The organism is Psychrobacter sp. CX90, assembly GCF_057396305.2.
Window position 1 is genome coordinate 2,582,664 of sequence record NZ_CM182008.1, and the last position, 11,950, is coordinate 2,594,613.

Sequence of the window (11,950 nt, forward strand, 5' to 3'; positions counted from 1 at the left end):
AGCCAGTGATTCGCAGCAACTGACTTATGACATCAAGTTAATAACTATTAAATAAGCTAGCCTTCCAGATGACAAATGTACTGTACAATTTGATCCGTACGTAGGGTAAAGCTACTCTCGCCTGCAACCACAAAGGCCTGACCTGCTCGGTAATAGGTAAACTCATCTTCGCCCGTTACCTTAACCTCACACTCGCCACTCATAATTTCCATACGTTCAGAGGTGTGAGTTGCAAACTCATATTCTAAAACCTTATCATCACAAGGCAAAATAACACCAAGCATCTTTTTGCTACCGTCATCAAAAAGTAATGTATGGCTACTGCAGCGTCCATCATATGAAATTGTTGCAGTTTTTTCGACAGAAACATGGTCATAAGTCGTCGGCATGATGACTTCCTCAATCAAAATCAATGTATAAGAATGCAAAGTGTGTGGCTAACTATTACATCAGTCAACACCTAGCTTTTTAATAGTTTTATGTTATTTAATCCTACCACAATATAACCCCAAGAGTGATGACAGGGGCTTAATTTTTTACAATTTATGACGACATAATACTAATTATGCACTATCAAACCCTGTTCATTTAATCTTTGCCCTACTTTTCAACATTTTCTAATCACTACCGTATAGATTAGCCATGACAAAGATGAGGTGTGTCCTATCCTTTTTTAGTGAGGCCTAATGAAGCAGCAACGTACCATCAAATCAGTTAAAATAAACGCTCAATTTGCAGCATATATCTATAGTGACGCAATCTTTCTATTATATCTTTATCGTGTCTTGCCATATTTATTATTCATCCTATTTGACCTTAATTAAAAACTTAATTAAAAATAAGATGGTGTTTGCTTTTATACCCCCTAAACGCTACGATATCCATACTATTTAAGTGTTTATTTATACTGTTTTCTTGTCATAATATCTTTTTTTAAAGACAGTTTTTACAGACAGTCATATACACAACCATTGTAGAGATTATCAATGCTCGCATCTATAACGTTGCAAAACTTTGCTTTGATTGACCACCATGAACTGTCCCTCTCTGGTGGATTTAACGTCATTACTGGCGAAACTGGTGCAGGAAAATCCTTACTACTGGATGCCCTGTCCTTATGTATTGGTGGGCGTGCCGATACCGGTATGGTGCGTCATGGCACTGATAGCGCTGACATTTATGCTCAGTTTGATTTCAGTGAGTCAGACTCCAAGCTCTCCTCAGTAGTGATACAGAAGTGGTTTTTGAACCATGAGCGTGAATTCGATGGCGAGATTTTAATTAGACGCCAATTGAGCAGTAATGGACGGTCTAAAGCATGGTTAAATGGTGTTCCTGTAAGCTTAGCAGAGCTCAAAGAATTAGGGGCTATGCTGGTCAACATCCATAGTCAGCATGCACAGCAGGCATTATTAAAGCCCCTGTTTGTTGTCGACTGGCTAGATAGCATCGCTGGGCTAAAGCCTTTGGCTAAAAGTACCGCCCAAGCTTATAAAAAGTATCAAAAGCTTAAGCGCCAAGCGGATGATATTACCGCTAAAGAAGCACACCGTCAGGACCGTATCGAGCTATTGACCAGTCAGCTAGAAGACATTGCACCACTCGTTGACGTCGATTATGCTCAAGTTGAAGCTGAGCATGACGAGCTATCTAATCTTGAAGCGTTGATGATTGAAGCCAGTCAAGCACTACAACTTTTAGAAAACGAAAGTGATGATCCTCATGCAATGGCGTTGTTAGGTCGCGCCATTCGCCTATGTGATAACCAGATTGAAGTCAGCCAAACATTTGCTCAGGCCAGTGAGTCACTGCATTTGGCCCAGCAGCATATTAGTGAGGCTGCCGCCTTATTGACAGATTACGCCGAACAACAGCTACCAGACCCTGAACGTTTGCAACAACTAAACAGCTTAATCAGCTTAGGTCATCGCTTATCACGTAAACATGGTCTGCCAGCAGCAGATCTACTACTTGAAGCGAAAGCCTGGGCTAATGAGTTAGATGAATTAAATAATCAGCCTACCTCAGAGGTGTTAGAGGCTAAAATTAAAGAGGCGTGGAACGAGTATTTGACCATCGCTACTCAATTGAGTAAGTCTCGTAAGCAAGTGGCACCAAATATTGGTCAAAAACTGGTCACACAATTACAACCTTTGGCGCTGCCTAATGCCCGCTGTGAATTTATATTTACTGATCGAGAAGAAGAAGACTATAACGCTCAAGGCTTACAAGATATTGAGCTCATGTTTAGCGCAAACGTAGGTATGCCTATGCAGCCGCTCTATAAAATTGCTTCTGGGGGCGAGCTTTCACGTATGGCTTTAGTCATGCAGGTGCTTTTAGCGACTCATATTGACCTAAATAGTGATGCTAATAGCGGTTCCGATAGCGCACAGACCCAAGCACAACATCATGATACAGTTGATGATAGCGATTTACCTGAAAATAATGAACTATCCAATGCTGCACAGCCCATGCTGGTTTTTGACGAAGTGGACGTTGGCATCAGTGGTGGCACGGCACAAGTCGTCGGCGAGTTACTACGCCAACTTGGCTCGCATCGTCAGCTTTTGGCCATCACGCATCAAGCACAAGTCGCCGCACAAGCCCATCAACATATATTAGTACAGAAGCATCATGATACTAACGAGGGACAAACTACCAGCGAGCTAAAAATAATCAGTGGTAATACTCAGGTCGATGAGCTGGCACGTATGTCTGGCGGTGTTAATATTACCGAAGTGACCCGTGAGCATGCTCGTAGCTTATTGGCTGATGTGACCTAATCTTTTAAAACGCATTATACGCATAATATAAAATGTACCTTACAAGACAAACATTAGATATAAATCGTATGCCTTTTTTACATTCTAGATGTCATCGTGTATAAACTGACTAACATATTGATTTATGCGCGATGATATCAAAATCCTTATAGCCACCGAGTTTGCAACAATTATGTCTCTTGAAAATCTAACGCATCATTTTTTAATTGCAGCACCGCATATGCCAGACGAACGCTTTGCGCAAACCCTAATTTATATCTGCCGCCACGACAAACATGGGGCACTAGGATTAATTGTTAATCGTCCAATTTTAGATACCCCTGTTGGCAAATTACTGGAAGATTTAGATATCGAAGTCAGTGATAATTCCGTTATGCATGAGGTAGCTTTAGAGGGTGGACCTGTTTATCCCGAAGTTGGGTTTGTTATTCATACGGGTCAACCTAGATGGGCATCCTCATTTGCAATTTCAGAAAATATTTGTATTACCACCAGTAAAGATCTGTTATACCGCATTGCAGAAGGACAAGGCGTTGGACACTATCATTTATGTTTAGGTCATGCAAGCTGGACAAAGCGTCAATTAGAGCAAGAAATTAGTCAAGGTGATTGGTTAGTTTGCCCCGCAAACTTGTCACTGCTATTTGAGATACCCTTTGAAGAGCGTTGGCATCATGCTGCAGAAAACATCGGTATTCGTTTAGACTTTTTAAGCGATGATATTGGTCACGCCTAAGCTATTTTTAACACCTTATATAATACTGATACCTTAACTGAGACCTTGAATAACGAGACGAGTATGACTGAACAGGCCAACGCTGAGCCCCACCCCACCATGGGCAAAGCTAAAGACATGTTACTGTTAGGGCTGGACTACGGTGTTAAAAAGATGGGTATTGCGCTTGGTAATTCCTTGACCAAAGATGCAAGACCTTTTGATATACTTGCCATGAATAATGGCCAGCCAGCTGACTGGGATAATCTGCTTGGTATTATCTCAACATGGGAAATCGGACGTGTTATTGTTGGTCTACCACTCAATATGGATGGTAGTAATTCAATGTTAGCAAAACGCGCCCATAAATTTGCCCGTCGGCTAGCCCATCGGCTAGTAGAGCAGCATATTCTTGTTCCTGTGCAGCTATTTGACGAAAGATTGACGTCTATTGAAGCGCGTGACATGGCGTGGAATTTGGGATTGATAAAAAATACGCACGACCCAATTGACGATATTTCCGCTTGTCTATTACTAACCACGTACCTTGCTAACCCTGATTATGCTCAAGATATCACCACGTATCGTGACGACTGACCTTATTTAATGTCCAGCAACATTTAATATTTAGTGACAAGATAGCTTAAAATCAGCGTTAAAAGCACACCGCAACCAACTGCACTTACCCATAAAAGTACGTACCTATGAGCACAGACCCTGTCACACCAACCGACCTACCTGTTACCACAGAACCTTTGGTCAGTCGAACCATTGCAGGTTTTCCTCCCCTAGCACTTAAACGTATTCGCGGCGCTCAAAGGTTAAACCGCATGACTATATGGCTGATTATGTTAGCGCTGTCTCTATTTGTTATATTTGGTACAATGGCCAGCTTAAAGATGTTCCACTCAAATGAATGGCTCTATTTAGTGTTTCACTATGCTCCCTACATATTAGTAGCTATTGCGATTCCAATCCTTTTGTATCAGACATTTGTTGTCTCACACTATCGCTTAAGCCAACCCTCTATGTTAGTTACCAGCGTCGGTTTAGCCAGTATATTAACCCTTGCTTGCCTCGTATTTCAGCTGTCTAATTGGTTATGGCTGGCTATGGCAGCATGGATTGGAGTAGCGTATTGGTTCCAAGCCACTTTTAAGCGCTTCTTCAACTTTATAGATTCCCAAGAAAAATATAGTTAAAGAAGTCTAAAATGGTTACAAGGCAACCGAGTGCAAGTACTACTGGAGTAGGCTTAACGAGGTAAACGCCGTAACCGTTTAGTAGTTCGCTGACTATAGATACTCAATAAAATTGAATATTCTAAGGTTACGTTTAACATCATTTATAGACAAAACTAATAGACAAAATTAATAGACAAACTTATGACTGATTCTAAAGACACATTACATTATGACATTGAACACCACTTAGATACCCAAGGTCTTATCTGCCCCGAACCTGTGATGATGCTGCACCGAGCTATACGCAAAGCTAAAGGTGGGGAGTGTATTGAAGTCTTGGCAACCGACCCTGCTACCACCCGAGATATCCCTAATTTTTGTCGCCATCTCGGTCATACCTTAGTAGAGAAGTCTGAAACCGAAAATGCAAATGGTAACCGTGAAACCCATACCGATACGCTTTATCGTTATGTGGTGCAGAAAAAGCAAAGTTAATGCATTGTAACCCCTTTTGTTATCCCCACCTTTTTAAGAGTCCAATCGTCTAAAGGCAGTAAACCCTCTGGTTTACGCCTCTTTGACTTTGTGGCTTGTTTAATCTCGTTATATGTCATAAACGTTCCACTGTCTAACGTTATCTCCTCAAAATCCTTACTCTATTACCTATTCATGGATTAAAAACCTAGCCTGTTTCAATAATTGTGCTCTCCTTTTAATAAGTTCCCAATTAATAGGTCTCAAGCAACTCACATCAGTTAAGTTATTCTCTATCCAATATTTGATTTTTTAAGTTCTTATTAATAAACCTTCTTACAAAGTTACTTTTCATAAACAATACTTCAAAAGCAATCAACAATATTTATCTTTTCATATGCTAGGATGAAAGCACTTGTTTGGAAAGGTTAAAAAAGTGCTCAAATCCATGCAAGACCTTTATTTATATTCTTTATTTATATTAAAGACAGTTCTTTTACAACATATCTGACCCTTTCAAGTATAACGCTAAGAGTCATGAATTAAAGAGCTTAATTAAAGTCAGATACTAAAGATAACTAAGGATGATTTATGAGTAATGATAAGACAAATAACCAATCTACCCCTTCTACTAACGCGTCTACTACTGCGGCTGATAGTGCACCCGCCTCTTACACAGATTTCAATCTACAATTCATCGCTGGCGAATGGGTAAAGGGTAAAGATGACAGGGTCAATAATGATACCAATCCCTATAATGGCGAGACATTGGTTGAGATTCCTCAAGCCACAAAAGAGCAATTAGATGAGGCTTTCAAAGCAGCAAGCGATGCTCAAAAAGAATGGGCGAAGACTACCCCTGCTGAGCGTACTGCTGTGATGTATAAGCTTATTGATTTATTAGATCAACGTCGTGATGAAATCATAGACTGGATAATCAAAGAGTCTGGCAGCACACGAATTAAAGCCGAAGTAGAGCTAAGCATTGCGCGCGCTGTTACTGTAGAAGCAGCAACTTATCCTAACCGTGTGCATGGCGAAACTCGCCCTTCAAATACCCCCGGTAAAGAAAACTTGGCATACCGAGATCCTGTTGGGGTGGTTGCCCTTATCAGCCCTTGGAATTTCCCCTTTCATTTGACTCAGCGCTCGCTGGCGCCAGCGATTGCCCTAGGTAATGCTGTCGTTTTAAAACCTGCCAGCGACACCCCAATAACTGGCGCCCTGTTACTGGCTAAACTATTTGAAGAAGCAGGCTTACCTAAAGGTGTGTTAAACGTTGTAGTCGGTGCAGGTAGTGAGATTGGCGATGCTATCGTTACCCACGATACACCTAGTCTAGTATCATTTACTGGCTCTACCCCAGTTGGTAAGCGCATTGGCGAGCTTGCATTTAGTGGCGACTATATCAAAGACGTTGCCTTGGAGCTGGGTGGTAATAGCCCATTTGTGGTACTTAAGGACGCTGATCTGGATCAAGCCGCACGTGCCGCTGCCTTTGGTAAGTTTTTACATCAAGGACAGATTTGTATGGCCATCAATCGTATCATCGTCGAAGAAGAGGTACATGATACGTTTGTAGACAAGTTTAAGTCCATCGTAGAAACTTTAAAAGTGGGAGACCCTAACGAGAAAGATACCTTTATTGGACCGATCATCAATAAGAACCAAATAGAGTCTCTGCAAGAAAAAATTGCCACTGCCAAAAAAGAAGGTGCCAACCTGATTTTAGAAGGTAAAATTGAAGGTCAACTGGTCTCACCTTATATCTACACAGATGTAACTCCTCATATGGATTTATTTCGCAATGAGATATTTGGGCCACTAGCCGCCATCATCAAAGCCAAAGATGAAGACGATGCCTTAACTCTTGCTAACGACACCTCATTTGGGCTATCTAGTGCCGTATTTACTCAGGATCTGCAAAAAGGGCTCCGCTTTGCTAAGCGCATTGAAGCGGGTATGACTCATATTAATGATATGCCTGTTAATGACGAGAGCATGGTACCTTTTGGTGGGGTTAAAAACTCTGGTATCGGCCGCTTTAATAGTGACCAAGTGCTTGAAGAGTTTACCAAAACCCATTGGATTTCTTTCCAGAATGAGCCACGTGACTATGGTTTCTAATGGCATGGGCCATCGTTAAATGGCCTATAACTAACCTATAGTTTAGTTGTATTAATACCCTTATCGATTGATATAAATTGATATTAAAGAGATAAAGAGAGGCTACATCATGTGGCCTCTCTTTTGTACTATGTTACTGGCTAAAAACTCTCCCCACACTAGATACACGACCCAAATTAGTGAGCAGTTATAAGCATTCAGCGATAAGCAGCGATTACCACTATCTTTTTAGCAGCCAGTGGAAAAGATAAGCGGTATAGTTTATTTATGGTATATTCAAAGTTTGATTATTGTTTCGTATAACAGACTAATTTAGAGCATTCTATGAGCCGTGATAGAGCCGTGCAACCCAGACAACCCAAAGCCTTAGCTGTAGATGATGAGCCTGCTTATATCACAGAATTTCGCCAAGCCATGCTGTCACGAGGGCTGTCAACGCGCACCCGTAATGCCTATGTGCGTGACCTAAAACTCTGTGAAACCACCAGCCCAAAAGCGTTAACACTTTGGAACGACCTTGATGTGATGCAATGCTTGTCGGCTTTATCAAGGCAAGGCAAAACGCCCCGTACTCAAGCCCGTATGCTATCCAGCTTGCGCCAATTTTATTTATGGATGGTCGGCAATGAGCGCCGTGAAGACAACCCGTGTGAACGCATCAAAACCCCTAAAATAGGACGCTCACTGCCCAAAGATTTATCTGAGCATGATGTAGAAAACCTATTGGCAGCCCCTGATACCAGCACCGCCATGGGACTGCGAGATAAAGCCATGCTCGAAGTGTTGTATGCTTGCGGGCTTCGGGTAAGCGAGTTAATGAACTTATCACTTGAACAAGTCAACTTAAATGCGGGCTGGTTACAGATTACTGGTAAAGGCAACAAGACAAGGCTGGTACCGCTCGGGGAATATGCAACTGAAGCGTTAGAAGATTATTTGACACATGGGCGTGGTGAGTTGATTGCCCATTTAAAATCTGGCAATTGCCAAGCGGTGTTTTTGACCACGCAGGGCGGCTATATGACACGGCAAAACTTTTGGTATATGCTCAAAAAGTACGCCAAACAAGCAGGATTAAACGACAGTTTATCTCCCCATACCCTACGTCATGCGTTTGCCACTCATTTGCTCAACCACGGGGCGGACTTGCGTAGCGTACAGTTGCTACTCGGTCACAGTGATTTATCGACCACCCAGATTTATACCCATGTGGCAACAGCTCGATTGCAACAGCTGCATGAGGCACATCATCCGAGAGGATAGTTTTCGATAAAAACATTTTAAATTAATAATTAGAGGTTAAAGGCCCATGTCATATTGGCTATTAGAAAGGCTATTTGAAACTGGTAATCAACCTAAACCAAGGTTTGCACTTCAAGGTACTGTAAACTGGATGCATGCTCTTGCTTTAATTATCAAGAGTGGTACGTGTGAAAAACAAAACCTTAAAGAGATATACTCTAAAGTCCAAAGAAGAACGCTGAATAAAGAAGCAGATAACTACGTTTTTGAAAATATGCATATGGCTTACAATAACTTAGCAAGCCTTAATGCCTTAACTAACGAATCTATACCAAAATATGATATTGGTAGTACAGCTATAGTTTCATGGTATTACACCATATACTTTGCCTGTAGTGCTATGAATGCTGCTGCTTCTGGCTCTAAGCAGGAGGATCATGCTAGTACGGCTAGAGTTTGGCAAGCAGATATAGTAGAAAAAGGTTTAATGCCTTATCCGTTTAACTTATATCTTAGTAGCTTAATACAGGAAACAGCTGATGCAAAAATCAAATTATATCGTTCAGAAAATAAATACGACTTAAATACTAGAGCTGATAACCTAGAAATTGCTTATGGTAATTTAATATCTTATTTAAATGGCACGAAAGATTACGAAAAATGGAAGGTAGAGGTTAGAGTCAAAGAATCTAAAGAATTTAAAAAACAGAAATTCGAAAACTTTCGAAAGAAAGCGGCAAGGCAAATGAGGGACAAAAAACTTGAGAATAAAAAAGTTAACTTCTTAGTTCAAGCTTTCAGATATCGAGGGAAAGCCCATTATAGGGACTCTATTTTCTTATCGTATGGGGATAATAATACAGATCTGATTAATCAATTAATACATGACTTATACACTGTTGCAGAGGGGTTTGTAAAAGCTTCTGCTTATTACTGTTCAATGCGTGTCGAGAAAGGTACTTGGGATGAATTTGTAACAGACATTGAGTCTCACACGAGATTATCATTGAACATAGACCCAATTGAAGGAAGATAACCCTCCAAAGTAGTTAATTATCAATCCTCACCAACTCATACACCACAAAATTTGCGTCAGTGCTAAAATTATTATCCTGAGTAGATGCCAATAATGCCTCGCGCTTCTCTGCCTTGGCACGATACGAATACGGGGTCATGGTCAATAAATCAGCGAGTGATTCAGCGTTAAGCGATAAGTCGCACTGCACTTGATGGGTCTGTTTAAGCTCAAAATACGGTGCAAGCTCGTCTAAAAACTTATCCGAGTCATGCGGACGGACGTCATCAAACAAAGCATCACGCATACGTTGTAGATGCCCAGCGTCTGGCTTGGCAATAATCAATCTGCCGTCAGGTTGTAACACTCGGGCAAATTCTTTGGGCAATATCGGGCTAAAAATAGTGCTGATGGCATTCACACTTTCATCAGTAATTGGTAGGTTTGCCGCACTAGCAACCATTGGATAAAGGGCGGCTGGACGTTCAGTCAGGCCATTCGTTATCACTTCATTATTTATAGACGTAGTATTCATAGCCGTAGGGGCTTGGTCATCATTTGACTTAATCTGATACCACAGTTGATGCTTTTGTTTGGCAGATTTTGCCTGTTGAATGACCGCAGGTTTGCTGATATCTACGGCTATCAGATTATTCATCGGTTGACCTGAACGATGGGGCAATGCTGTTGCTATCGCTTCAGTGTAATACCCTTCTCCGCTGCCAATATCAAGCCAAGTCAGACTTTCTACAGTGTCTTCATTGTCGTAAATCTTGGTTGCAATACTAGCGATCAGTTGCTGTAGGGGTTGATAAAAGCCTTGATTTAGAAACCGATGCCTTGCTTCTATCGATTCTTGACTGTCTCCTGGGTCTTTAGACTTTTTATGCTGTACTGGCAATAGATTGACATAACCTTGACGGGCCACATCGAAGGGATGCTGGGTGTGTTTGTCATTTAGGCTGCCATCACATCGCCATGTTTTGCTATCAATAATCAAAGGTGAGCGGCAATAGGGACAGGTAAAAGATGGGTGGATTAAGCCTGTCGTTGAGGCAGTCTTTGGCATGACGAATTACTCACTGATGGAAATTAATATAATAAGACTCTAACTTAAAGACCAAATGATAAACGGTGTTGATACCCTTAAGCACCAACACCGTTTATCTCAGCTTTATAATTGGCATGATGTTAAGTAGCCATCCAAGATATCAACGCAGTTTAAGGGTCATCAAACCAAGCACCACGAGCAAGATAGCAATAATCCAAAACCGCACCACAACTTGAGTCTCTTTCCAGCCTAGCTCTTCAAAGTGATGATGTAGCGGCGCCATTAAAAAGACTCGTTTTTTACGCATTTTGTATGAGCCTACCTGAATCATAACCGACAAGGCTTCTACCACAAATAAACCAGCCATGATGGCAAAGGCAATCTCTTGACGGGTCATTACTGCAATCGTACCCAACATGGCACCAAGTGCCAGCGCACCGACATCTCCCATAAATACTTCGGCAGGATGCGCATTAAACCAAAGAAAGCCCAAACCCGCACCAATCATTGCGGCACAAACCACGGTCACTTCAGCATTATAAGAGATATAAGGGACATGCAAATATGCGGCAAAGTTTGGCGTGCCTGATACATAGGCAAAAGCGCCTAAACCAGCAGCGACCAAAACCACGGGGAGTATAGCCAAGCCATCCAGCCCGTCAGTTAAATTGACAGCATTCGATGACCCATTAATCACAAAATAGGTAAAAATGATAAAGGCAATACCAAACGGAATAGTCGAAAATGGAATGATCCAGTCTTTAAAAACAGGCAATAATAAATCCTGCATAGCACGGGTGGTTTCTATATCAGGTTGCTGCAAAGCGAGATAATAGAGGGCGCCACCGGCAAATAACGCCCCAACCGACAACCAGAAGTATTTTTTGCGGGCAATAAGTCCAGTAGGATTCTTATGTTTAATTTTCAGCCAATCATCCGTCCAACCAACCCCACCAAAGACTACCATGACAAACAGGATAATCCAGACATATGGATTGGTTAAGTCAGCCCAACACAGCGTAGCAAAAGCGATTGAGGTTAAAATGAGTACCCCGCCCATAGTTGGGGTGCCTGTTTTTGCTAAATGTGACTTGGGACCATCATCCCGAATTGCTTGACCATATTTAATATTACGCAAATAAGCAATGGTCCGAGGCCCTAATAGAATGCTAAAAGTTAACGAGGTAACTACTGCCAGTAGCGCACGCAATGTTAACGACGAAACCGCCGAAAACGGTGAATATATTTGGCTCAGCCAACTGTCAAATAACCAATATAACACCGCTTACTCCTCATCTATTTTTAATTTTAAGACCATCACTGACATTAAATTTTTGTGCTTAGCTACCATTTAAG

Annotated in this window: 12 protein-coding genes; 9 read left to right on the top strand and 3 right to left on the bottom strand. The window is 41.5% G+C overall.

Annotated elements, in window-relative coordinates; translation table 11 throughout:
* Positions 1-56: 56 nt before the first annotated feature.
* Positions 57-389: a pyrimidine/purine nucleoside phosphorylase gene (locus AC2SLN_RS10300; protein WP_486530301.1), complete on the bottom strand. Its 333-nt coding sequence runs from the start codon at positions 387-389 to the stop codon at positions 57-59.
* A 597-nt stretch (positions 390-986) separates the two neighbouring features.
* On the opposite strand from AC2SLN_RS10300, the gene AC2SLN_RS10305 reads away from it, so the two are divergent.
* The 8 genes from AC2SLN_RS10305 (at position 987) to AC2SLN_RS10340 (ending at position 9,564) form a co-directional block, all read left to right on the top strand.
* Positions 987-2,786 carry a DNA repair protein RecN gene (locus AC2SLN_RS10305; protein WP_486549187.1) on the top strand — a complete coding sequence of 600 codons (1,800 nt, stop codon included), beginning with the start codon at positions 987-989 and terminating at the stop codon, positions 2,784-2,786.
* A gap of 172 nt (positions 2,787-2,958) precedes the next feature.
* Entirely contained in the window at positions 2,959-3,522 is a 564-nt protein-coding gene (locus AC2SLN_RS10310; protein WP_486549188.1) for a YqgE/AlgH family protein, read from the top strand.
* A gap of 63 nt (positions 3,523-3,585) precedes the next feature.
* Positions 3,586-4,098: a Holliday junction resolvase RuvX gene (ruvX, locus tag AC2SLN_RS10315; RefSeq protein WP_486549189.1), complete on the top strand. Its 513-nt coding sequence runs from the start codon at positions 3,586-3,588 to the stop codon at positions 4,096-4,098.
* 107 nt (positions 4,099-4,205) lie between these two features.
* Positions 4,206-4,703 (top strand): hypothetical protein, encoded by a 498-nt coding sequence (locus tag AC2SLN_RS10320; RefSeq protein ID WP_486549190.1) that lies wholly within the window; start codon positions 4,206-4,208, stop codon positions 4,701-4,703.
* A gap of 183 nt (positions 4,704-4,886) precedes the next feature.
* Positions 4,887-5,180 carry a sulfurtransferase TusA gene (tusA, locus tag AC2SLN_RS10325; protein WP_486549191.1) on the top strand — a complete coding sequence of 98 codons (294 nt, stop codon included), beginning with the start codon at positions 4,887-4,889 and terminating at the stop codon, positions 5,178-5,180.
* Positions 5,181-5,750: 570 nt separating this feature from the next.
* The gene (locus AC2SLN_RS10330) at positions 5,751-7,286 is read left to right on the top strand and encodes an aldehyde dehydrogenase family protein (protein WP_486549192.1); all 1,536 of its coding nucleotides are present in this window, start codon (positions 5,751-5,753) and stop codon (positions 7,284-7,286) included.
* Between the two features lie 324 nt (positions 7,287-7,610).
* Positions 7,611-8,549 (top strand): site-specific tyrosine recombinase XerD, encoded by a 939-nt coding sequence (xerD, locus tag AC2SLN_RS10335; protein ID WP_486549193.1) that lies wholly within the window; start codon positions 7,611-7,613, stop codon positions 8,547-8,549.
* A 46-nt stretch (positions 8,550-8,595) separates the two neighbouring features.
* Entirely contained in the window at positions 8,596-9,564 is a 969-nt protein-coding gene (locus tag AC2SLN_RS10340; protein WP_486549194.1) for a hypothetical protein, read from the top strand.
* Between the two features lie 13 nt (positions 9,565-9,577).
* Here AC2SLN_RS10340 and AC2SLN_RS10345 read toward each other — a convergent pair whose 3' ends face one another.
* Both AC2SLN_RS10345 and mraY read right to left on the bottom strand, forming a co-directional pair.
* Positions 9,578-10,612, bottom strand: a complete 1,035-nt coding sequence (locus AC2SLN_RS10345; protein WP_486549195.1) for a putative RNA methyltransferase — start codon at positions 10,610-10,612, stop codon at positions 9,578-9,580.
* Between the two features lie 142 nt (positions 10,613-10,754).
* Entirely contained in the window at positions 10,755-11,849 is a 1,095-nt protein-coding gene (gene mraY / locus AC2SLN_RS10350; protein WP_486549238.1) for a phospho-N-acetylmuramoyl-pentapeptide-transferase, read from the bottom strand.
* On the opposite strand from mraY, the gene AC2SLN_RS10355 reads away from it, so the two are divergent.
* On the top strand, positions 11,761-11,949 hold the full coding sequence (locus AC2SLN_RS10355) for a hypothetical protein (RefSeq protein ID WP_486530432.1): 189 nt from the start codon (positions 11,761-11,763) through the stop codon (positions 11,947-11,949). The two genes, mraY and AC2SLN_RS10355, sit on opposite strands and share 89 nt — an antisense overlap.
* Position 11,950: the final 1 nt, after the last annotated feature.

What these genes read in the sequence shown, in the direction of transcription:
- ruvX (WP_486549189.1), top strand. Translation starts at nt 3,586, where the DNA reads ATGACTGAACAGGCCAACGCTGAGCCCCACCCCACCATGGGCAAAGCT.
- AC2SLN_RS10330 (WP_486549192.1), top strand. Translation starts at nt 5,751, where the DNA reads ATGAGTAATGATAAGACAAATAACCAATCTACCCCTTCTACTAACGCG.
- AC2SLN_RS10305 (WP_486549187.1), top strand. Translation starts at nt 987, where the DNA reads ATGCTCGCATCTATAACGTTGCAAAACTTTGCTTTGATTGACCACCAT.
- tusA (WP_486549191.1), top strand. Translation starts at nt 4,887, where the DNA reads ATGACTGATTCTAAAGACACATTACATTATGACATTGAACACCACTTA.
- AC2SLN_RS10310 (WP_486549188.1), top strand. Translation starts at nt 2,959, where the DNA reads ATGTCTCTTGAAAATCTAACGCATCATTTTTTAATTGCAGCACCGCAT.
- AC2SLN_RS10355 (WP_486530432.1), top strand. Translation starts at nt 11,761, where the DNA reads ATGCTAAAAGTTAACGAGGTAACTACTGCCAGTAGCGCACGCAATGTT.
- xerD (WP_486549193.1), top strand. Translation starts at nt 7,611, where the DNA reads ATGAGCCGTGATAGAGCCGTGCAACCCAGACAACCCAAAGCCTTAGCT.
- AC2SLN_RS10320 (WP_486549190.1), top strand. Translation starts at nt 4,206, where the DNA reads ATGAGCACAGACCCTGTCACACCAACCGACCTACCTGTTACCACAGAA.
- AC2SLN_RS10340 (WP_486549194.1), top strand. Translation starts at nt 8,596, where the DNA reads ATGTCATATTGGCTATTAGAAAGGCTATTTGAAACTGGTAATCAACCT.
- AC2SLN_RS10345 (WP_486549195.1), bottom strand. Translation starts at nt 10,612, where the DNA reads ATGCCAAAGACTGCCTCAACGACAGGCTTAATCCACCCATCTTTTACC.
- AC2SLN_RS10300 (WP_486530301.1), bottom strand. Translation starts at nt 389, where the DNA reads ATGCCGACGACTTATGACCATGTTTCTGTCGAAAAAACTGCAACAATT.